The 22,920-nt window shown below is 37.9% G+C and carries 13 protein-coding genes; 7 read left to right on the top strand and 6 right to left on the bottom strand.

Annotated elements, in window-relative coordinates:
• Window positions 1-21: 21 nt before the first annotated feature.
• Window positions 22-3,180, top strand: a complete 3,159-nt coding sequence (locus tag F3J23_RS09770) for an efflux RND transporter permease subunit (RefSeq protein ID WP_167027670.1) — start codon at window positions 22-24, stop codon at window positions 3,178-3,180.
• Window positions 3,167-4,582 carry a TolC family protein gene (locus F3J23_RS09765; protein ID WP_167027667.1) on the top strand — a complete coding sequence of 472 codons (1,416 nt, stop codon included), beginning with the start codon at window positions 3,167-3,169 and terminating at the stop codon, window positions 4,580-4,582. The genes F3J23_RS09770 and F3J23_RS09765 overlap by 14 nt, the downstream gene beginning before the upstream one ends.
• Window positions 4,583-4,814: 232 nt before the next feature.
• On the opposite strand, the gene F3J23_RS09760 is transcribed toward F3J23_RS09765, so the two are convergent.
• Window positions 4,815-5,297 carry a hypothetical protein gene (locus F3J23_RS09760; protein WP_167027664.1) on the bottom strand — a complete coding sequence of 161 codons (483 nt, stop codon included), beginning with the start codon at window positions 5,295-5,297 and terminating at the stop codon, window positions 4,815-4,817.
• Between the two features lie 295 nt (window positions 5,298-5,592).
• On the opposite strand from F3J23_RS09760, the gene F3J23_RS09755 reads away from it, so the two are divergent.
• From F3J23_RS09755 to F3J23_RS09740, 4 genes are all read left to right on the top strand, one after another.
• On the top strand, window positions 5,593-6,168 hold the full coding sequence (locus F3J23_RS09755) for a DUF4840 domain-containing protein (protein ID WP_167027661.1): 576 nt from the start codon (window positions 5,593-5,595) through the stop codon (window positions 6,166-6,168).
• 91 nt (window positions 6,169-6,259) lie between these two features.
• On the top strand, window positions 6,260-6,826 hold the full coding sequence (locus F3J23_RS09750; protein ID WP_167027658.1) for an RNA polymerase sigma factor: 567 nt from the start codon (window positions 6,260-6,262) through the stop codon (window positions 6,824-6,826).
• Window positions 6,819-8,219, top strand: coding sequence for an outer membrane beta-barrel protein (locus F3J23_RS09745; RefSeq protein ID WP_167027655.1), 1,401 nt, complete (start codon window positions 6,819-6,821; stop codon window positions 8,217-8,219). Before F3J23_RS09750 ends, F3J23_RS09745 begins: the two co-directional genes overlap by 8 nt.
• 40 nt (window positions 8,220-8,259) lie before the next feature.
• On the top strand, window positions 8,260-9,222 hold the full coding sequence (locus tag F3J23_RS09740; RefSeq protein ID WP_167027652.1) for a T9SS type A sorting domain-containing protein: 963 nt from the start codon (window positions 8,260-8,262) through the stop codon (window positions 9,220-9,222).
• A 432-nt stretch (window positions 9,223-9,654) separates the two neighbouring features.
• Here F3J23_RS09740 and F3J23_RS09735 read toward each other — a convergent pair whose 3' ends face one another.
• Genes F3J23_RS09735 through F3J23_RS09720 form a run of 4 tightly spaced genes read right to left on the bottom strand, consistent with a single transcriptional unit; the run spans window position 9,655 to window position 19,523 of the window.
• A complete protein-coding gene (locus F3J23_RS09735; RefSeq protein ID WP_167027649.1) occupies window positions 9,655-10,296 on the bottom strand; it encodes a hypothetical protein in 642 nt (213 codons plus the stop codon).
• The gene (locus F3J23_RS09730) at window positions 10,286-17,029 is read right to left on the bottom strand and encodes an RHS repeat-associated core domain-containing protein (RefSeq protein ID WP_167027646.1); all 6,744 of its coding nucleotides are present in this window, start codon (window positions 17,027-17,029) and stop codon (window positions 10,286-10,288) included. Before F3J23_RS09730 ends, F3J23_RS09735 begins: the two co-directional genes overlap by 11 nt.
• A gap of 8 nt (window positions 17,030-17,037) precedes the next feature.
• Window positions 17,038-18,189 (bottom strand): lamin tail domain-containing protein, encoded by a 1,152-nt coding sequence (locus F3J23_RS09725; RefSeq protein ID WP_167027643.1) that lies wholly within the window; start codon window positions 18,187-18,189, stop codon window positions 17,038-17,040.
• On the bottom strand, window positions 18,186-19,523 hold the full coding sequence (locus F3J23_RS09720; RefSeq protein WP_167027640.1) for a tetratricopeptide repeat protein: 1,338 nt from the start codon (window positions 19,521-19,523) through the stop codon (window positions 18,186-18,188). The genes F3J23_RS09725 and F3J23_RS09720 overlap by 4 nt, the downstream gene beginning before the upstream one ends.
• Window positions 19,524-19,987: 464 nt before the next feature.
• On the opposite strand from F3J23_RS09720, the gene F3J23_RS09715 reads away from it, so the two are divergent.
• Window positions 19,988-21,523, top strand: coding sequence for a YifB family Mg chelatase-like AAA ATPase (locus F3J23_RS09715; RefSeq protein ID WP_167027637.1), 1,536 nt, complete (start codon window positions 19,988-19,990; stop codon window positions 21,521-21,523).
• A gap of 158 nt (window positions 21,524-21,681) precedes the next feature.
• Here the strand turns inward: F3J23_RS09715 and F3J23_RS09710 are convergent, their stop codons facing one another.
• Window positions 21,682-22,905 carry a spondin domain-containing protein gene (locus F3J23_RS09710; protein WP_167027635.1) on the bottom strand — a complete coding sequence of 408 codons (1,224 nt, stop codon included), beginning with the start codon at window positions 22,903-22,905 and terminating at the stop codon, window positions 21,682-21,684.
• Window positions 22,906-22,920: the final 15 nt, after the last annotated feature.

Here is a 22,920-nt window from a genome sequence, read left to right as displayed (position 1 = left end):
TCATTCTTAGAAAATTCAAAAATGTTAAAAAAGATAATAGACCGTCCGGTACTGGCGACGGTAATATCCCTTATTATTGTCATTTTGGGGATAATAGGATTAAACCAGCTGGCGGTGACCAGATTCCCGGATATTTCACCACCCACTATCACTGTTTCAGGTTCTTATCCGGGAGGAAACAGTGAAACCGTGATCCGTTCCGTAGTAACCCCTCTGGAAGAGCAGATCAATGGAGTAGAAGATATGGAATATATGAAATCTACCGCAAGTAATGATGGTACATTTTCCATATCCATTATATTCAAGCAGGGTGTAAATGCAGATCAGGCTGCCGTAAATGTGCAAAACAGGGTACAGCAGGCCACTCCGATACTGCCACAGGAAGTCGTGAGGATGGGATTGACAACATCCAAGCAGCAAAACAGTATGGTGCTGATCTTCAATATTTATACGGAAGATAATAAACAATACGACGAAACTTTTCTGCAGAACTATGCCAATATCAACCTTATTCCACAGGTGAAAAGAGTAAAAGGAGTGGGGCAGGCGATGGTATTCGGAGCGAAGGATTATTCCATGAGAATATGGCTTAACCCTCAGAAAATGTCATCATACGGGCTTGAACCGGCAGATGTTTCAAGAGCTATTGCAGACCACAGTTTGGAATCGGCTCCCGGTAAATTGGGAGAAGAGTCTAATGCCGCCCTGGAATACGTAATAAGGTATAAAGGAAAGAAAAATAAGCCGGAACAATACGAAAATATCATTGTAAAAAATACGGGAAGTCAAATAATCAGATTAAAAGATGTGGCGCGTGTGGAATTCGGGGCTATTTCCAACACAGGAGATAATCTTTCCAACGGTAAAAATGCCGTTACTGTTGCTATTATGCAGACTACCGGCTCTAATGCGAACCAGATCGAAATAGGAGTAAACAAAGCCCTTGATCAATTGTCCAAATCATTCCCGCCAGGCATAAAATACACGAAAGTAATGAGTACAAAGGAAAGGCTGGATGAAGCAACAGGACAAGTAAAATCTACCCTGATAGAAGCATTCATACTGGTATTTATTGTGGTATTCATCTTTTTACAGGATTTCAGATCTACCATTATTCCGGCAGTAGCAGTGCCGGTAGCTATCATTGGTACTTTCTTTTTCCTTCTGGTCTTAGGATTTACAATCAATGTACTGACGCTTTTTGCTCTTGTACTCGCCATCGGTATTGTGGTTGATGATGCCATAGTAGTGGTAGAGGCCGTGCACAGTAATATGGAAGGGACAGATCTTTCAGGAAGAGATGCCACCCACAAAGCAATGAGTGAGATCACAGGTGCCGTTATTTCCATTACACTGGTGATGTCAGCAGTATTTATCCCGATCGGATTTATGTCCGGTTCTGCAGGGCTGTTCTATAAACAGTTTGCGTACACATTGGCGATAGCTATTATTATTTCGGCAGTCAATGCACTTACTTTGACACCGGCTTTATGTGCTGTATTTCTGAAAAATAATCATGCGGGAGAAGGAGAAAAGCCAAAAGGATTCGGGCAGAGATTTGCCGTAGCATTCAACGCCGGATTCAATAATATGACCAACCGTTATGCCAAAGGAGTTAAATTTTTAATAGGACGTAAATGGATTGCAGGAGGTTTGGTTATAGGAATTATCGGTATTGCAGGATGGCTGATGTCCAGTACTCCGAAAAGTTTTGTTCCTATGGAAGATGACGGGTTTTTCATGTATACATTAAGTATGCCTCCGGGAACAGCTTTAACGAAGACTACGGAGGTTTCTAATAAGATCAATGCAATTTTAAAAAGCGTGGATGCCGTTCAGGAAAACACTTCCATTACAGGATATAACCTGTTAAGTAACAGTGCCGGTCCGGCTTATGCAATGGGATTTGTTAAACTAAAACCTAAAAAAGAAAGGGGAGCGGTTCAGGATATTCAGGAAATTGTAGATATGGCCAACGGAAAACTGGCAGCCATTAAAGAAGGAAGCGTTATGACCTTCAGAATGCCTCCGGTAGAAGGATATGGAATGACAAACGATGCAGAAATCGTGCTTCAGGATCGTATGGGCAGAGATCCACAGGTTCTGAAAGCGAAAGCAGATGAGCTGATCGGTCAGTTGATGCAGGTTCCGGAAGTCGCATTTGCCTATACCATGTTCCGTGCAGATTATCCTCAGATGGAACTTGAGGTGAATGAAGATAAGGCAAGGCAACTCGGAGTAAGTATTTCAAATCTTTTAGGTACAGTACAGACTTATTTCTCCGGAGATCAGTCCCAGAACTTTTCAAGATTCGGGAAATTCTACAGGGTAAATATAAAAGCTGATGGTGTCTTCAGAATGGATGAGCAGGCTTTCAATGATATTTTTGTAAAGAATGAAAAAGGAGATATGGTACCGGTGAATACTTTGATCACCCTGAAAAAAGTATACGGTCCGGAATCCGTTCAGCGTTATAATCTTTATAACTCATTAAATATCAATGTATCTCCGAAACCGGGTGTGAGTAACGGAGAATTAATGGGCAAGCTTGAACAGACATTGAATAAACTGCCTTCAGACTATAGTTATGAATGGACAGGTTTAAGTCTGGAGGAAAAATCCGCAGGAAATCAGACCATTGCCATCTTTGGATTATGTTTACTTTTCGTATATCTGCTGCTGGCAGCACAATATGAAAGTTACATTCTTCCTCTGGCTGTAATGCTTTCCATACCAACGGGAATTGTAGGAGCTTTCTTAGGAATAAAAGCTATTGGACTGGATAATAACATTTATGTACAGGTAGGATTGATTATGCTTATCGGTTTGCTGGCTAAAAATGCCATTCTGATCGTTGAATTTGCTGTACAGAGAAGGAAATCAGGGCTTTCTATTTTGGATTCTGCGCTGGAAGGAGCTAAGGCAAGGTTACGTCCCATCATCATGACCTCACTGGCCTTTATTGTAGGGATGATTCCTCTAATGATTTCTACAGGAGGAATGGCTTCCGGAAACAAATCAATCAGCACAAGTGCTGCTATAGGAATGTTGAGCGGAGTAGTACTGGGAGTCTTCGTAATTCCGGTATTGTACATGTTCTTCCAATATCTGGATGAAAAATTTTCAACGAAAAAGAAATATCCTGCAACACAAAATCAATTGACGAATGACACTATTTAAAATAAAAAATTTCCTTATTTCAGGCACAATGGCATCACTGCTGATGTCTTGTGCCGTAGGGAAAAAATATACAAGAACAGAGCTTCAGCTTCCTGAAACATATAAAGAATCTGTACAGCTAACAGGAGATACAATTGTGCTTCCCTGGAAGACCTTTTTCAAAGATCCTAAACTGATAGGATTGATAGATAAAGCACTTACCAGAAACAATGAAGTGAGTGTGGCGGTAAAAAATATAGAACAGCTGGATCTGGCCTATAAGAAAGCCAAATTGTCTCTGATGCCTACTTTGGATTTTACAGCCGGTGCCAACAGAAGCTGGGCCTCTAAAAACAGTCTTAACGGATCTCTTAACGAGCAGTTTTTGGGGACCAAATATATAGATGACTTTAATGCAGCTATCCGGCTTTCCTGGGAAGTAGATATCTGGGGTAAAGCCAAAATGCAGAAAGAATCCGCAGCCGCAGAATATTTCGGACAAAAAGAAAATCTAAATGCCATAAAAAGCAGAATTGTAGTGCAGGTAGCACAGGCTTATTATAATCTGATAAGTCTGGATGAACAGCTGAAAATTGCAGAGCAGAATATAGAACTTAGTGATAATACCCTGAAAATGATGAATCTTCAGTTTAAAGCCGGGCAGATCAATTCATTGGCGATACAGCAGTCCGAGGCACAAAAAAAAACTGCGGAGCTGCTGATTCCTTTGGCAAAACAGAATATTTCTATTCAGGAAAATGCCTTAAGCATCCTTTGCGGAGAATATCCGGGAAAGATAGAAAGGCAGGGAGTTCTTAAAACCATGATTCCGGAAAATAAACTCTCAGAAGGTTTACCGGCACAGCTGCTGAGCAGAAGACCGGATCTGAAAGTTGCCGAATTCAACGTGATCAGCCTGAATTCAAAAACAGGACTGGCAAAAGCAGCCATGTATCCAAGCATCAGCCTCAGCCCGCAGATAGGAGTGAACTCGAATAAGTTCAATTCATGGTTTGATATCCCGGGATCTATAACCAAAGCAATTGCAGCAAATCTGGCAGCTCCGATATTTCAGAAGAAAGAGCTGAAAACAGCATATGAAACAGCGCGTATTGAACAGGAAAAAGCAGCCATCAATTTTAAGCAATCAGTAATGACAGCAGTGGGAGAAGTTTCTGATGCAATGGCCAAATCTACCGGTTCTTCTGAAAGACTGGAACTTTTGGAACAGAGAACGGCTATTTTAGATAAAGGAATCAATGATGCACTTAAACTGTATAAAAGTGGTATGGCAACTTATCTGGAAGTAATTACAGCACAGAATAATAAACTCCAGAATGATCTGGAAACAATTAATGTTACCCTTGAAAGGCTGAATGCGGAGGTTGATCTGTACAGGGCACTTGGAGGTGGAGTAGAATAGCCATAGAATAATAAAAGATACTATCTCAAAAGTCAGATATCTGGCTTCTATCATGCTGAGCTTATCAGAGAATCTCTAAAACCAACACAATTAAGATTCTTGATTTGTAATATGTTCAGAATGATATCCATGAGGTAGTATCTTTTTATATAAACACTTTTTACCAAAAATAAATAGCCGGAACCGGCTATTTATTCCCCACTAATTAAAACAATATTTGATAAGGTCAAAACTATTTTGCCACGTAAGAGTAATCTTTGATGAATGTCTGTCCGGCTGCCAATGATTTTGTTTCATTGGTTTCCACATTTCCTCCCACTTCAGATTTATAGCTCACAGAAATAGGAGCACCGTCAAAATTGCTGAGAGCAACATGCAGACTGGAAAAATTGAATGGTTTTACAGATTCAAAAACATACGTTTTTGTATTACCGGTAAAGTTGCTTACCTCCAGCTGGATGTCATCTAAATTGCCCTGTGTAGTCCCATTCATGTTCCAGACAGGACTTCCGTATTGGCTGGCATCGTGATTTCCTGCGCTTACAATAAAATCAGCCTGGTCATTGGAATCTGCTCCATTTACGGTGATCGTAAATTTCATTACAGCCTTTGCTTCTGCAGGATCATCATCTTTACTGCATGCTGTGAATACAGCACCAATAATGGCAGACATCATAAAGGTCGAAATAATTTTTTTTACTCCTTGCATTTTCATAATAATATTTTGTAATCTACTGGGACAAATGTACTTTCAGACAGACCACCATAACAATACAAAGAAATAGTGGTTTTTTTCTACCTGTAATTAGGGATAAATTATATTTTTTGACGTCTTGAAATTTAAATTTTAAATGGATATTGGCTTACGATGGATTTTTATGTTCTTTAAATCAGTCATTTATGGAAAAAACATGTTTTTTCTTAAAAAAATCATGCAAGATTTTATAAAAACAGGATTTATATTAATGAGTACTCGGAAATAATTAATGTTTAACGAAAAAAATTATGCAATGAAAAAATTGACAGTACCCTATTTTTTAATGACTGTTTTACTGCTAGTGGCAGGATTCGCTTTATCCTCATGCAACAATGACGGTCCGGATATACCATTGGTAAAGCTTGAGGAACTTCCAGGAAATTACAAAGGAAGACTTATTGTTGTACAAGGAAATGTAAAGAAAGAGAGTGTTAAAGAATTCAAAGTCAAAAAAGATACGATCACATTTGCAGAATTCCCAATTGAAGAAATTGTGAAGACGGTAGTGAAGAACCCAGCCAAAGTAGAAGCCGCTTTGAAAGCGATGGGGAAAGTGAAATATGATCTTAAATATACAGCATCAGTGAATGCTCAAAGTAATGTTATAGAGTTGGCTTTTGCTCCTAAAACCATGGAACTTCAGATTCCTGTGGATGGTGTAAATAAAAAGACGATTGTAGATTTAACAACCAAACAGAAAGGATTTTATGTAGGGATGGACCGATCTTTAAGGTTTGTAGTGACGGCAGAAAAGATTACGGTAGACGGGACATTAGTTGCTCCATATGAAGTTATCGATTATAACTTTCCATTCTGTATAAAGAATTAATAGATATCATCATAAATGGATTGCACTTTAATAAGATGCAATCTATTTTTGCTTTAAATTTTAAATATCCCATCAGGAACTGAGGCAGTATATGGAAGAAAGTAAAGAACAGATTTTGGTAAAGCACCTTCTGAAAAAGGAGGAAGCTGCCTGGAAAGAGCTTTTTGGAGCTTATTCCGGAAATCTGTCTTATGTATGTTCCCGCTATATCACCGAAAAAGAAGATGTACATGATGTACTTCAAAATAGTTTTATCAAAATGTTCCGCTCTATAGAATCTTTCGAATACAGGGGAAATGGTTCTTTAAAAGCATGGATGACCAGAATCACGGTTAATGAATCTTTAAAGCATATAAAACAAAAAGGAGATTTTAAATCAGCAGTGGAAGTGGATGAGCTTCCGGATATTCCCAATGAAGAAGAACCTGATTTTGAGGAAATTCCGCGCGATGATATTATGATGATGATCAGATCACTTCCGGAAGGTTACAGAACGGTTTTTAACCTGTTTGTATTTGAGAAAAAGAGCCATAAAGAGATTGCAGGGCTTCTGGGAATCGCGGAAAATTCGTCTGCATCTCAGTTTCACCGGGCAAAAGGATTGCTTGTTCAGAAGATAAAAGATTTTAAAATGTCAAAAAAAGCACAATATGAATAATGAATGGCTAAATACCCTGCGAAGCAGAATGGATGACCATGAAGAGGACGTTCCGGAAGGGTTGTGGGATGACATTAAAGAGGAATTATTCTCCGGAGAAGAAGATCATATGATTGCAGGGGCTATTCCTGTGTCTGATGAGCAGGAAACCGGAAAAAAAGAGACAGGTTCAGATGCAAGAAAATCTTTTTTATTTTATCGTATCGGAGGTATTGCGGCTGCAATTACGTTGCTTTTTCTGATCATTAAATTACTTCCACAGGAAAATTCTCATAAAATTCTTTCCCGGAAACAGCAAGATTTGAAAGAAAATGAAAATCGTTCTTTAGAAAATACTAATGATTATCGGGATTCGGGAACTGAAATCAAATCTGCTTCCGCTGATCCTTTAGTTCAGAATGGTAATAAACCGGAATTAATGGTAAATGCCTTAGATCACAGGTCTTTTAAAAACTTACGGAACAAAGGGACAGAAAAGAGCCGCAATTTTCAAGAAATAACGGAAACTTCTACTGGAGCAGAGTTATTTCATCATGAGAATCAAATCTCCGGGAAAGAACCCGCGCCAGATAAAACAATAAATAAGCCGGTAGTAGAAGAAAAACGTGATGAGGTTCTTTTTAAAGAAGAAAAAACAAAAGAACTCTATGCAGATGATACAAGAAATAAAATAGCAAAAACCCAGGAAAAAAAATCTTGGATGTTGAGTATGCTTACAGGAAATATATCCTCAAACGGAGCAGAACAGCAGTTTCCGGGATATGCTTCCATCAGTGGAAAACCTATGAATATTGAACAGATTTGGAGTACTTCTGTATTTCATGATGATGATCCTCTTACTGCAATATTGCTGGCTAACCAAAGCCAGCCGATAGAGGCGAGAATCAGACATAAGGTACCTGTTACTTTTGGTTTCTCCGTTTATTATAACCTTGGAAAGAGATGGGGAATAGGAACCGGGCTGAATTATACCAAATTATCTTCTGAGCTTCATTCAGGAAGTGAAATGAATTATATTAAAGGAGATCAGACGGTGCATTATGTAGGAGTTCCTGTTCAGGTTAATTATAATGTAATTCAGAAAGGGAAGTTTACCGGGTATGTTACAGGTGGTGCATTGGTTGAAAAACCGATATCGGGAAGTATTACCACCACCTATATTGTTAATGATGAAATAAAGGAAACGTCTAAGGAACGTCTGGAACATAAGACGCTTCAATTCTCTGTCAGTTCAGCTGTCGGATTGCAGCTGAAAGTTATAGACAGGTTGGGAATTTATGCTGAGCCGGGAATAGGATATCACTTTAAGAGCGAAGATGCTCCCAACACCATATATAAAGAAAAGCCACTTCAGTTTAATATGAAATTCGGAGTCAGGTTATTGCTGGATTGATGAAGAAGATCTATTAAAACACCAACTTAAATATCCATATATGAAAACAAAATTAATCTTTTTAGCCTTTTTATTATTTAGCCTTCTGAATATAAAAGCGCAGTGTAACCCTACAATTACCAGTCCCAGGTTAGGAATGAAATACCCCGCGTCCATTTTATTCTGCGATACTGAAGACGAAATACTTTCTACTGCGCAAACTTATGCAGCTTATCAATGGTATAAGCAGGAATGGACGTGGCAGACACCGAATAACAATCCATGGGTGCCTGTTCCGGGAGCTACTTCCCAACAACTGACTATTAACGGAAATGACCAGCTGAATTATTATAAAGTAATAGTAAGTGAAGGCGACTGTACAGCAGAAAGTACTCCGGTATTTGCAGATGGTTTTGTGTATGGTCTTCCCGCAATGATGTCTACCTATACCCCGGGAACCTATGAGGAAAATATGGGGGAAATAAATGTATGCAATGGTGCTTCTGTACAGTTGGATAATATATTTCCCGTAGTGTATGGCAAACATGTCTGGTTCAGATGTGTACCCACCAGCACTGCTCCGTTTACAGGAGATCCTTGTGTAATCCCTGGAGTGTCAGGAGATACATATGTTGCTACAAATTCAGGTAAATATGGATTTTATGCCTGTACTGAATATTGCCCTGATCAATGCCAGATGCTGGATCCTTTTGCTTTTTTACAACTGAATTTCGGTAATTGGGATTTCTGCAGCAACCTGGGAACAGGAGAGAGCAGAGCGAAGGATAATAACCTGAAAATCTATCCCAATCCAACGGCACAGCTTCTATATATCGGGAAAGAATCGGATAAGGTATATAAGGAAGTTTCCATCATAGATATGTCTGGAAAGCTGGTATTGAAGAAAAATGATCACAGGTATAACCAGGCGATTGATGTAAGCCAGCTGGTACCGGGGAACTATATTATTGTTTCCAGAAGTTCAGATGGAAGCGAGTATAAGAACAGATTCATAAAGAAATAGGATTAAATAATTTGATTTCTATGGTTTTTAAAAATTTTTGATTGTGGAAAGGAAGAATGGATGCCGGGAGAGGGTGTTCCTTGTATCGAAGAAGAGCTAAAGTGTTGTTTTATTGATACTTTACATTCAATAGATAAAGTTTTCATCCCTTGTTAAATTCAATGACGATCATAATTACCCCCTGAGGAAACCCTCTTTCTGGCATCCGGCTTCCTGACTTATATCTCAGTTTTTTTTACCACAAATTCAGATCAAGAATCTTTTCGTTAGTTTTTAATAATGGTTGGGTCGGTACAAATTAGTTTTGTACCGATTTTTTATTAGAGGCAGAACGTAGTATTCCTTTTCATTACATTTTCAGGATTGATTTTATCATTGTCAATATAAAAAAACATCTCTTACTTCTGTAAGAGATGTTTTTATTAATCCATTTTATTCTACTATCAGTGGAACCTTCCTGGTGGTAAGCTTTCCATGAAAGATCTTGATATGATTCTTTTGTAAAGAGTCCAGATCAGAAGGTGTTAGCTGTTTTTTGATCTCGGTACTGTCAAAAGATACTTCTAATTGAAGAGTATATTTCTGCTTTTTCTTAAGATCATAATATCCGCCGGTTGAGCTCATCTGAGAGATAAGTAATGAAAACCTTCTTTCCAGTTGTTCCTTAGAGAATGGCTTTACAAATACCGCTTTTTCTTTCATTTCCCTGTTATTTGAATGCCAAAACAGATCTCTGTCAAATCCTTTCTTTTTTTCAGAATTCATGGCAATAGTATCTTTTCGTGTATAGGGAGATCCGGAAATATTTACAAAAATATCTTTGCTTTTTACCTCTTTATCTGACGCATCTTTTATAATGACATTATACCTTCCTGTTAAGGAGTAGTTAGTTTCTCCTACGTTATTTATTGAATAAAAAACATAGTTATTGCCTGTATTATTATCAATTGAAATATGATGTTGCTTTTTATTAGCATAAAAAGGCTGATCAATATCCATTGAGACTTCTTTCCTTGCACATGAAGTTGCCAATAAGGAAAGCATTACGATTAATAAATTATTTTTAACGTCCATATCTCTTAAAAAGGTCTTGTGCTATTTGAGTATTTTTGTCTCGATTCCCCACGGCAGTATCATAGTCTTTTTGTGTGCCTGAGTAAGCAGCTTCCCAGTTATAAGCACCCTGTTCTGATAATGCTTTTGCATAGGCCTGCCCTTCCTTGGTGACATAGCTTGCCCACAACGCATGGAGGCCATGGCTTTCGTTAGCCGCATGGATCAGCTCATGTCCCATTGTTAATGCTACTCCCATCCATCTGTCTGATTTAATCATCTCCAGATTGATAGTGATAGTTCCCGCTGTATTTTTATACGTTTCAGCCAGAATTCTATTCCCTTTATCGTCTGTTAAAGGGGTAATCCCTCTGTTTGTTACTTTAAACCAAATAACAGTACCCGGTTTTATTTTTAAAAATAACTCGTTAAGAATAGGAACTTTTGTTACCAATTTGATCAGATCTTCTGGTTTTCCTGTAAAAGATGTTGCAATAGCACTTTCGCCTTCTTTTAGCATGTAATCTTCAACCTGCTGCTTTAATTTCTCATAATTCGACTTATCAAGTTCTTCAGTTGTTAGATGCCCTAGGTGGTTCAATCCTGCAGAAATAAGCCCCTGTCTGAATCCCTGCCAGAAATTACCTCCTGCAATAGCTGCAGAAATACCTCCGCTTAATCCCCCGCTTACAAGCATAACAGCTTTCATTGATTCTTTTCCAAAGCCATTGTATACTACATCACCGCCTCCTGCTCTTGTTGCAGCAAAATCAATTCCTAAAGACTGAATTCCGCTTGCCATGAGTGAAGATACGGCACCACTTAAAGCTCCGCTTCCGAATTTTCCTCCGTCTATTACAGACATAAATCCTCCGGTTGAGGCATGCATTGCGGCTTCAAATAGCGATTTTCCAACCGAGAGATATTGGCCGAAAATTGAGGTGGCCATACTTCCGATCCCAAAACTGATTGCTCCGGAAAACGCTCCCATCACGGCGGCCTTTCCGAGACCATACCAGAACGGAATACCATTAATCATATTCATAATCACTTTGGTTGTAATGGCAACGGCTAACCCTATAAGTACAGCTGCTCCTAAAGTGATTGCTTCATATCCGTTTACATCAATATACAATAACGGATTATTATACGCATATCCGAATCTGTCATAACTTTGGGTATTAAACTTGTCCGGAATGATTGTATCTGCGCTTAAGAACTTTCTTACTACTGGATCATAGATCCTTGCATTCATATTGATAAGTCCTACAGACTGCAGATGCTCATGCCCGGTATATCCTCTGCTTATAAACAATGGTGTAAACCTCAGCTGATCCGCATTGGTGATCACTTGTCCATTATCTTTTACAAGCCCTTTCAGATTTCCCCAGGCATCAAAAAATCTTTTTTCAACAACAGATCCGTCTGCTTTAGTAATCGCAACAATACTATTCAGATTATCCCTATGAAGATAGTATTTATTTTTTTCAATCAGATTTCCATTCTTTACAACTTCTTTCTTAATATAATTTGCTGTATAAGGATCTCCGTTCAGGTAAGTTATTATTTCAGTAACGCCTGTGGTCGTATTTTTAGTGATTTCAACCCCGAAATCCGAAGAATAGTACTTTGTATTGAATCCGGACTTAGAGGTCATTGAATATCTTGATGCCAGGATATTGTATTCGAAGCGGAGAACGTCTTTTCCTGCTAAAGCAATGGAATTCGGGCTTCTGAATGCATTATAAGATACTTTTGCAAAACCTCTCTGTGTGTTTACATTCTTCCCGTTGGTATTGAAATCAACACTTTGTAACTTATAATCGGTTTCATTATAATTATATTTTCCTAACTCTGAATTGGAGGTAATTCTGCCTCGTTTATCATAGGTGTATTGATTGGTAATAACTCCGTTTACTGCTTCAGAAAGCAAACGGTTCAGGGTATCATAAGTGAACTCTTCTTTATTTCCAAAAGAATTGTTTCTACGCCAGTTTAAAACACCTTTATTAACATCGTAATTATAATCAATATCTACTGCAACTGTTCCGTTATTTGTATTCTGATGTTTGATATTGAAAAGACTGAAATCCGACGGGTTGTACTGGTTGGCAATAGAATATCCGTTACCATATTCCATCTGTGTATACTGTCCTTTTGCATTGATGTCAGACAGGTGCCAAACCATAGTATTGGTATCGGCATCATTTTGCTGAACAAGTATTCCGTTGGCATCATATACATTTTTGATGGTAGACGTTGATAAATGCTGCCCTATAATGATTGTTGAAATCGTTGTGGCATCCACTCTTCCATAGCTGTCATAAGTATCGGCAGAGCTATAGGTAAAGTCAGGAGTTTCCTCTGTTTTTGCATATAAACGGTAATACTGATCATAATAAGATGTATAAATGAATTGTTTTCCGTTGCTTGTTCCGGTAACCGTCTGTGGTAGCTTTGTCTGCCCGTTATACGTATATGTTTTTTCAATATTGGTATTTTCAGCAGGGCTATTTCCATAGGTTTTCTCTGTTTCAGGTCTTCCCAGACTATCATAGGTATAGAGTGTATATCCTTTAGGGTTGGTTTCTTTAGTAATACGACTTAAATTGTCATATTCATACGTGAAGGTTCCTGCCGTAGGATCAGACTCTTTCTTTTTATTTCCCCAGCCATCAATTTCGTACGTTGTTTTGATGCCTTCGTAATTGCTTTCTTTTATAGCTCCGTTCGGATAATAAGAAAAGGCAACTACACCACCATGATCCTGATGACGGACAACATGGCCCATAGCATCAATCGTTTTGGAAGTCTTTTTGTAGCCGTCATCTACTGTTACTTTCATTCCTTCGTAACAAGTAGTCATTACCTTTCCTGTAAACGCCGTATTTTTTACAGGACGGCTCATTTCATCATATTCGATAGAATTCCATTTAGGCGCTTCTCCTTCGAAGAAAGGCTCTGAATATCTGGATTTTCTTCCAAAAAGATCATATTCCGTTTTTACAACAAGCCACTTTCCGTTTATAGATTGGGTTTTGTTCTGAATTTCACGGTCAAATTTATCGAACGTAACAACGGTTTCCGTTCCGCCTTCCCTTTTCTTATGAAGATTATAGCGTGCTCCGGTAGCAATATCAGAAACAGATTTTGACAACGTTGTTTTTTTGCCCAGATAATCTGTAATTTCTGTAGCATTTCCCCAGGTATCATAAATATATGAAGTAACAAGACCCATAGGGGTAGTCTCTGAAGCAACCTGGCCAAAAATATTGACATTTGCCTGAGAAGACAGACCTTCCGGAGTAGTTGTTTTTCTGATATAACGATTCGTTGTATCATATTCATAAGAAGTAGTTTGAGGAGAAACTCCTGTAGTGGAAAGACTTTCACTTTCTAAATTTCCGAAGCTATTATAAGTATAATTGGTAACAATAGGCTGAGCGGCAGGGTCGTTTCCGAACTTTCTTTTCTGGCTTAGGTTTCCGTTAGGAGCATAATCTGTTTCTTCCTTAGTGGAGAAAGATAATCCGTCTTTATAAGTTATGCTTTCTATAGAAGCAAACTTCCCGTATAAATAATGATCTCCGTTGAAAAACTCCGGTTTATAATTATATTTGGTAAGTGAAGATCCTATACCGTTATAATCTGTAAATACACTTTTCAGTTTTAACCCGTCTGCTTCATCATAATCGTATTTTTTAGAGATCGTGATATTCTTCAGGTTGTCTTTTGATATCTCCTCAGAATCTAAAATCAGGTATTGATGATTCCCCTTATCAAACTTTTTATATTTGGTTTGAGTTTCATTAATGAATTTCTTGAGCCCTCCATAAGTCGTAAGAACAACCGCATTTTCCATTAAAGGATCTTTAGTGGTAATATTCCAGAAAAGAGGTTTTACAGGATTTTTATTAGCGTATTTATTGTTTTTAAATTCAGATTCATAAGGATCACTCATATAAATCTTCTGGAAGCCCATAAAACCTTTTCCTTCAAGATGCTGGATTCCATTCTCAAAACGATATTCCTTGGTAAGGATCTTATTGTCAAAAACAGTATGAATTTTATTAACAAGATAATATGACCCGTTTGTATTATGTGTATAATAAGGATAATTAAGTGTTTGATCAGGCTTATAGTTGTATACAACTTCTGCATTGCTATAATTTGGAACCATTGGCCTGTACTCAATTCTTTGTAGTACTGACGATCCATTATCTACTTCCTGAATCTGCTTTTCAAGGAAATTGTCATTCTTGATCTCAAATGTAGTCTCTTTCTTAAGTAGCGGATCGTAGATGTAAAGCCCGGTTGTATAAGTGTTAAGCTGATTAAAGTTATGCTGTGCAAGAATCAGCGAAAGGGGAGAAATAGTAATGTTTTCCAACGGAATACTCTGAGGAAGCGGACGGAACATCGTAGATGAACCACCATCTACATAACCGTTTTGCAGAAATTTTATTTTATTCACCATATTGGAGTTAAAATAATTTCCAGGTTGTCCCATATATGGATATTCTACACTATTTCCTAAATTGGTTACTGTAGTTTTATATAAAAGCTCATCCGGGGTATATTTAGCATTTCCGATTTTTACACTGGTAATGATATCTGTTCTTCCATCTCCATTGAAATCTGCCATAATGATAGAAGTATTGATATACTCACTACCCTTATACTCATCAAACTCCCCATTCCAGAACTTATCCCAGAAAGATGTACGTTTAATTATATTTCTGCTTGCAGGCACTGCATATACCAGATCACCATCGTTGTAAGGTTCCGAATAACTGGTGAAACTGTTTCCTTTTGACAGGTAGGTATACCAGTAATTGGTTTGTGTCTCCATCTGCTTTACCAATGATCCTAAAGCTTTAAAGGCGTTCGGATCCATTTCATATACTTTTGCGGGAGCCATGAAATCTGAAAGCCCATCTCCGTTAAAATCGCCTATGAACAAAGGTGTTTTAGGAGTAAAAGAACCAAATAAAGCAACATTTGCAAGCTTAGTAGTGATCACATTTGAAGCCATGTCCAGTTTATAAACAGAGAATGACTTCTGAGCCGCATTTACTCCCAGGATTTCAGGAATTCCATCTCCATCAAACTCCATGTTGTAATAAGTTCTTCCCACAAAACCTGCAGGAGTAGCTATTTCAATAGGAACCGTTGTAGAAGTCTGTATTTTGGAAACCTCTACTAAATATACCTTAGCAGGTCTGTTATCATTGGCTGATTCAAAAATTAAGAAATCCATAAGACCATCATTGTTGAAATCGCCGGTATGGAATGTTCTTTCTGTTTTATCTCTGTAAAGATATTCAGGAGTAATGACTTCTCCCGTATAATGATCATAGTCGGGAGGAGAGGTGAATGTACCACCGGGCAGATTGATTTTCACCGTTCGGCTTTGGTTGCCCATGAGGTCATCAATATGAAAAGTAACTTCATCCACAAGGCTCCCTCCGGAATTTACATCTCCAACGTAATTGGTAGTAACCCCGATTAGAGCGTCTCTTAATGATATTTTGTTATTAAAAAGAACTTTTGCAGAATGAAACGTAGAATTTCCACTGGTTGGATAATTAAGAGACACAGTACCTCTTCTACTTGAGATTCTATACCCCGATGCTTTGGTTTTTACACCATATACAGGTTCAAGTTTTCCAGCTTCGAAAAAATCGCCCATAGCTACAGTTCCCAGACCATTAACGTCACCACCAAAGCCAGGTACCATATAAGAGTTTGTGACTAATTGAGAACCTGTTGAAGTATTGTAGTTAAAATTTAATGGCTTCAACTTATCTCCCACACCATTTTCAACAACTACTTTACGCAATCTTTCCGTTGGAAACCTTGTGTTATTCTGAAGCATGTCATACGTTAGAGAATATTTTCTGTACACTCCCGTAGATGTGGTTCCAGAGATAACATAATCAATGATTTTTTGATTTGTTGACTGTAATCCGTTTCTGTAAGAAACAGTACTGCCTTTTCTCATTTTATAAACAATACTGATATAATACGGATCATTGGCAGCATCTGTTCCTCCATAGGATATCTTAGCCAATCGCATATTTTTCCTTTCAACAGTAGTATTGGTGTACTCAGAATCATAGCTGTAATGAATCTGATTGTCCATCGCGTCTGAAAGCTGTACAATATAGTGCTGCCCGGGAGAAAACTCCTTGTATTTGGCTATTTTTCCATCCGTATACTGAATGATAAATGAAAATTCTCCGGAAGCAGGTTTTGTGATTTTTACCTTTGAATATTTTTCCGTAGCGAAAGAAGTATCATTGATTTTAATTAATCTCTGGCCATCCAGATAATAAGGGTCATCACTATTGAATTGAGGACCAATGGTTACCCCGTCAATTTCCTTGCTTTTTCCACCCTGGCTGATCGTCGAAATCCCGGTAACATTCCATCCCCATCCTGCCTGGCCGTTTCCACCCTGGCTATTGTAGGCTATTGCAACATTAGGATGATGATCATTGATTCCTTTTACCGTTTCAATAGGAATGGTATAATTTAAAGTTCCACCTTCGTTGACATTCATTTCCCCAAATACAGTAGGAATCAGATTTTCATTCGGATCAAGCTTTTGAGTGGATACAGATCCTGGCTTGCTAATGCTATTCTCAGCATATCCGGAAGTGTCAAATTGTAAAGTGACACTTGTTTGCTTCTGAGCTGTCAGGCATATTGAAGCAATGAGTAAGAATAAAGAATATATTTTAAGTTTCATATTAGCCATTACCATTTTAGAATATTTTTGGAGATGATCTGTCCCGTATTAAGTACGAAATTGGCGATAAATGCTCCTTGTAATTGATTTTGCATATTAAATGTAGTGGTGTTGATCCCGGTTCCCGGTGAAAATCCGTAGATAATTACCCCAACTGAGCTGGCCACCTGAATATTGTTGATCTTATTAAGTGCCGGTCCAGACCAGGTCATAGTAACATTATAACCGTCTGTTGCTTTTGTTGGGTTAGGAGAGATAACAATACTGTTTTTGATTGCTTCAAGCTCATCGGTACTATATCCCTGAGAAACGGTTCCCGGTCCGCTGGACGGTAGACAGCTTTCTCCTATCAACGTATTTCCGGCTTCATCATAACTAAAGCATAATGAACCCTGATCATAAGTGCCGGTTGGGGTCTGGGAGATTTTTTCAATATTAATCTGGCATATCCTGTTTAGAAGATCATTCACATTATCAGTCCAGTCCAGATAACCGTAGTTTTGCTGATAATCATCCCTGATGAGGTCCTCATAGTTTTGAGTGGGAGGAACATAAGTAGCTTCCAGGGGATTGGGAGTTGCTTCGTAATTATCAGAAATATTAGGATTATACTGTATGGATTTTACATTATAGAAAAGAGCGGGATTCTGCCAGATATTTGGGATAAAGTTGAAGAAATCCTTGTCGTTCCAAACAACTCTGCTTTTTTCAATAAGAGTTGTTCCATTAAATGAACGTCCTAACATCACTGCTTCTGCCTTATTTCGGAGAAGCATAAAGTCCTGAAAAATAATCTGACTGTCTTTTCCAACGGTTGTAGAAAAAAGCTCTGTAAAAGGAGTTGTTTCAGTTGGAAATGAACTGTAGGCAATAAGCATAAATTGCCCCTTTTTTATAATTTTATCCGCCGGCAGCCAGAATATTCCCTGATTATCCTTCAGATACCAGTCTTTTAGTGAAATATCTTTGTCACTGATATTATATATTTCTACAAACTCTCCCCAGTGATGTTTTCTGGAACTTACAGTACCGGAATCATTGGTAAAAGACATTTTCTCATTGTAAGGAGTGTTGTAATATACTTCAGTAATGACAAGTTGAGAATAAGCAGATGCTGCGAAAAACAGAATGGGTAAAGAAATAATAAACTTCAGTTTCATAGCTTGTCAATTAGTTTTTGTAAATTCTGGAAATGAACAATTTTAGAAGAATCTCTGTTCATATTCATCAATGCAAGAGATTTAGCAAGAGAATCCGGGTCCTCCAGATAAGATTTGGGATTCACTACAATTTTTACAATTTTTTTCTTCCCTTCGTCATTTCCTGTTTTTGCGTAATAAGTAGCGGCTAGAACATTGATTCTGTCAATAGAGTGAGTATTGCTTATACCATACATATTCCGGCTTTGTTCCAGGATCTTGATTTTTGCTGCTTCGAGCTGCCCTGTTGATAGATCGAGCTTGATTTGTCTGGTGCTGTATTCAAACTTTTTACCCGGCGATAATGTTTCCTCTTTTAAAAATGTCATTAATGTGGTCATTTCCGGGTGTACAGGCGTATTATCATTTTCCATTTTCCTGAAATAAGCATCAAATAATGCCAACCCGGACCAAAACGTATTCCTAATTTTATGATTCTGAGTTTCAAGATTGATTAAAACTTCATATTTCTTCTGATATCGCGATAGATCCCGAATGTATTTTATAAAAAGTGGATCTTGATTATTGATGGTTTTGTTATAATTGAGAGCAAGTTCTAAGGCTATATCTGAGCGTTTTTCCTTTCGGTGGCCTTTAAGTGTGAGCTCGTATAGCTCCCGGATATGAGCCCTTCTGGAGTGCGGATTTGGTTTTGAAAGCAGGGTATCCAATTTCTTATTGAGCTCCTCAGTGGAAAACTTTTTAAATCTGTTCTTATTCTCCTGGTATTTAGCTTTTCTGTATTTTTTTAAAGGAATATTGGTGTGAGGCTTATCAATATCTACATTCCATTGCACATAATTGGAAATCTTCTTTAATTGATCATTAACATTATTTACATTAGAATGGCCGTTTAAAAATGATTTATAATTTTGTTGAACATTTTCTAACAGCCTGCCTTCTATTCCTAGTGTTTTAGCTATTTTTTTATTTCCTAATGCGGCGTTGAAATACTCTCTGTAAAGCCTCTGTTTGATATCAACATTTTCAGGATTACTATCTACAGCTTTTTGTAGTAAAGTAATAACCCCTTGTTGATCATAACTTGAAAGTAGGATTCTTCTTAAGCCATCATAAGCTCTTACCTCACCGGGAGCTACTTTTAAAATGTCATAATAAAGCTGGCTGGCCTCTGTATATTTCCAATTCTTTCTCAAAGAAGCAGCTTCACGCAGCATTGCAGAAACATCTGTTTTTTTTGGAATTTTAAGTGGTTTTGAGAAAAAAAAATTAGGAAATAACAAAGAAACGGCACCTAATGAACTTAGGGCCAGGAATTTTTTTCTGGTTATCATTTTTTATTTTTAAAAAAAGGGGAAGACAGGGTTTCATGCCTGGATTGTTGTACTACATAAGTTTCAAAATCAATGTTTAACTTCCCCTTACGTTGCCGTAAATATAGAACTTTTTATGATCCGTCAAAATATTATTGGTTTAATTTATTGTAAATTTTTGAAAATTATATGTATTTTATTGGTTATTAATTAGATAAAATCTTAAAAATTTTTATAAATCGTCTGTTTTTGATTAAAAAATTGATTTTTTTATACTTGTTGCTACCACATTTAGACCCCAAAAAGTGTCTTAATTTTCGTTTTTACAGATATTTGATAAATTTTTATGCAGGTTTTGTGATATATCATTGCCTTCAGAAACTTTACGAATACCTTTTTAAATAATTACTACAGATGAGAATATCATTCGTTTAAATGCCGAATTTTCAAAATAGTATATTGATTATTTTTACATAAAAACACCCATGCTGATTAAAATTTATGGAAGCGCAATTCATGGAGTTGCCGCACAAACAATAACCATTGAAGTTAATGTAGACACCGGTGGAGTAGGATATCATCTGGTAGGCCTTCCTGATAATGCTATCAAAGAAAGCAGTTATAGGATTTCTGCCGCACTTAAAAATGTAGGATACAAGATTCCCGGAAAGAAAATTACAATTAATATGGCGCCTGCAGATCTCAGAAAAGAAGGATCTGCCTACGATCTGAGTATTGCAATCGGTATTTTAACTGCTTCAGAACAGATTTTGGCAGAAGAGATTCAGGATTATATTATTATGGGAGAACTGTCTCTGGATGGGAGTTTGCAACCTATAAAAGGGGTATTGCCTATTGCTATCCAGGCAAAAGAAGACGGATTTAAAGGAATTATTCTCCCTGTTCAAAATGCCCGCGAAGCAGCTATTGTTAATGACTTTGATGTGTACGGAGTAGAAAATATCAAAGAAGTGATCGATTTTTTTAATAAAGGAACCCCTCTTAATAAAGTTATTCTGGATACCAGAAAAGAGTTTCATGAAAAGATCAATGATTTCCCATTTGATTTTTCAGAAGTAAAAGGCCAGGAAACCGCTAAAAGAGCAATGGAAGTAGCAGCGGCAGGCGGACATAACATTATTCTGATTGGTCCTCCCGGAAGCGGAAAAACAATGCTGGCCAAAAGAGTTCCCAGTATCTTGCCCCCATTAACTCTGAAAGAAGCCCTGGAAACAACAAAAATACATTCTGTTGCCGGGAAAATAGGGGCGGAATCTTCACTGATGACCGTCAGGCCTTTCCGTTCACCACATCATACGATTTCTGATGTAGCTCTGGTAGGAGGTGGAAGCTATCCTCAGCCGGGGGAAATTTCCCTTGCACATAACGGGGTATTATTTCTGGATGAAATGCCAGAGTTTAAACGTACAGTACTTGAAGTGATGAGACAGCCTTTGGAAGATCGGGAAGTAACCATTTCAAGAGCAAGGTTTACAGTGAACTATCCTGCGAGTTTTATGCTGGTTGCCTCAATGAATCCCAGTCCAAGCGGGTTTTTCCCTGACGATCCTAACAATACTTCTTCAGTATATGAAATGCAGCGGTATATGAACAAGCTTTCCGGACCGCTGCTAGACAGAATCGATATCCACATCGAAGTACAGAAAGTGGAATTCGAACAACTATCTGAAAAAAGAAAAGGAGAAAAGAGCAAAGATATAAGAGAACGTGTATTAAAAGCACGTGACAAGCAAAATGAACGGTATAAAGATCTTAATATCAGCTGTAACGCCCAAATAGGTCCCAAAGAAATCGAAGCTTTCTGTGAGTTGGATGAGACTTCTTTCCACCTCATCAAATTAGCGATGGAAAAATTGAACCTTTCAGCAAGAGCTTATGATCGGATTTTGAAAGTTGCAAGAACGATTGCCGATCTTGAGGAATCTGAAGATATTCTTTCCCATCATATTTCCGAAGCTATACAGTACAGAAGTCTCGATAGAGAGTTTTGGAATGCCTGATACTTGAAATTGTGATGATCAAACTAAAACAAATATTAGAAAGTAAACCACTATTGTGAACAGCCAGGGAATTTGACTGCTAATAGTATGTTCTGAAAAATAAATGCCCGGGCAGAAACTGCCCGGACATCTTTTAATAACATAACTTTTTATTGAAATCAGTTTACAGTTACTTTTATAACATTCTGCACAGCAGGTACAGGAAACTGGGCTCCCACTTTAGAAATAACCATGTTTTCACTTTGTGGAGTTCCACCAAATAATGCCTGATGATTTCCGGCACCCGGATATTGATCAATTCCTGTCCCGGAGTCAAACAGAGTCGTTTTCGAAGTGAGGTCTCCTTGGGTATTGGCATCAATGCTTTGTTCATTAGCATAGAACCAATCATTGGAAAAACCAAACATAGTAGCATATGCAATTTTATCTCCCGGGCCGGCATTAAAGCTGGTCATAATTTTGCTTCCAGGAGGAACTGGTGCATTTCCGGCAATATACACACCTTTTACATTAGGTAGAGATTTCAGGCTGTTTTGTAGTTTCGTAACATTTCCGAATTGTGCAATTTCCTTTAACCCCAATCCGCTGTCTGTTTTCCCCAGTTCATAAATAGGGTTTTTGTCACCCTGATAAACGACAACCAATGCAGGCGAAAGGCCCGTTATAATTCCGGTATTGGCGTTCAGTTTCGTCATCATTTTACCGATATCTCCCATTTGGGCAATATCTGTAATCTCCGGATTTGATGCTGCATTGGGAGTAAAGAATGGTGCGCTGTTCAATAGTTGAGAACCATTGTAATTAGAAACAGCCCATACTCCGGGAGAGAAAGGAGTTTCGTTGGCAGTACCGCCGGAAGTGTTGGTAATTGTTAATGTAAATTCTGATGATACATCATTGTAAGCAAGGTTCAGCTTCATCAGCTGAGATGCATTTACATTCGGAACCTGCATAATGGGTTTGCTTTCCATCTGCCCGGTCATATTATCTTTCGTTCCGTTGTCCCACAACAATACACTTGAAGAGACGTCTCCGGTTACTGCATTTCCGTTAGCATCAAATAGTTTGATTCCCGGCTGTTGTGAAGCAAAGAACCAGTCTTTTGAGGCTCCATACATGGTAGCAAACATCAACGCCTGCGTTTTCCCTGCATTAAACTTGATGGAGACAGACTGTCCGGGCAGAATTATCGGTGGATTTCCCACTCCCTGAAAGCTTCCGCTCTGGACAAAATCTTTAGCTGCAACAACATTTTCAAAGGTGATGGTTCTTTGATAAGACATATCCGTCATGTCATTATCTGAGTCGTTACATGAAAAAAGTGTAAGCGCAGCAAAAGTAGCCGCCGCTAATACTGTTGTTTTGAAAAAAGTCTTTTTCATAATGTGAATTTTTAA

Source organism: Chryseobacterium sp. Tr-659 (assembly GCF_011752975.1).
Taxonomy (GTDB): Bacteria; Bacteroidota; Bacteroidia; order Flavobacteriales; family Weeksellaceae; genus Chryseobacterium.
The sequence above is the reverse complement of the archived record's forward strand: the minus strand, read 5'-3'. Positions and strand labels throughout refer to the sequence as shown.

What these genes read in the sequence shown, in the direction of transcription:
- F3J23_RS09735 (WP_167027649.1), bottom strand. Translation starts at nt 10,296, where the DNA reads ATGGACGTTAAAAATAATTTATTAATCGTAATGCTTTCCTTATTGGCA.
- F3J23_RS09720 (WP_167027640.1), bottom strand. Translation starts at nt 19,523, where the DNA reads ATGATAACCAGAAAAAAATTCCTGGCCCTAAGTTCATTAGGTGCCGTT.
- F3J23_RS09750 (WP_167027658.1), top strand. Translation starts at nt 6,260, where the DNA reads ATGGAAGAAAGTAAAGAACAGATTTTGGTAAAGCACCTTCTGAAAAAG.
- F3J23_RS09755 (WP_167027661.1), top strand. Translation starts at nt 5,593, where the DNA reads ATGAAAAAATTGACAGTACCCTATTTTTTAATGACTGTTTTACTGCTA.
- F3J23_RS09715 (WP_167027637.1), top strand. Translation starts at nt 19,988, where the DNA reads ATGCTGATTAAAATTTATGGAAGCGCAATTCATGGAGTTGCCGCACAA.
- F3J23_RS09710 (WP_167027635.1), bottom strand. Translation starts at nt 22,905, where the DNA reads ATGAAAAAGACTTTTTTCAAAACAACAGTATTAGCGGCGGCTACTTTT.
- F3J23_RS09725 (WP_167027643.1), bottom strand. Translation starts at nt 18,189, where the DNA reads ATGAAACTGAAGTTTATTATTTCTTTACCCATTCTGTTTTTCGCAGCA.
- F3J23_RS09765 (WP_167027667.1), top strand. Translation starts at nt 3,167, where the DNA reads ATGACACTATTTAAAATAAAAAATTTCCTTATTTCAGGCACAATGGCA.
- F3J23_RS09740 (WP_167027652.1), top strand. Translation starts at nt 8,260, where the DNA reads ATGAAAACAAAATTAATCTTTTTAGCCTTTTTATTATTTAGCCTTCTG.
- F3J23_RS09730 (WP_167027646.1), bottom strand. Translation starts at nt 17,029, where the DNA reads ATGAAACTTAAAATATATTCTTTATTCTTACTCATTGCTTCAATATGC.
- F3J23_RS09760 (WP_167027664.1), bottom strand. Translation starts at nt 5,297, where the DNA reads ATGAAAATGCAAGGAGTAAAAAAAATTATTTCGACCTTTATGATGTCT.
- F3J23_RS09770 (WP_167027670.1), top strand. Translation starts at nt 22, where the DNA reads ATGTTAAAAAAGATAATAGACCGTCCGGTACTGGCGACGGTAATATCC.
- F3J23_RS09745 (WP_167027655.1), top strand. Translation starts at nt 6,819, where the DNA reads ATGAATAATGAATGGCTAAATACCCTGCGAAGCAGAATGGATGACCAT.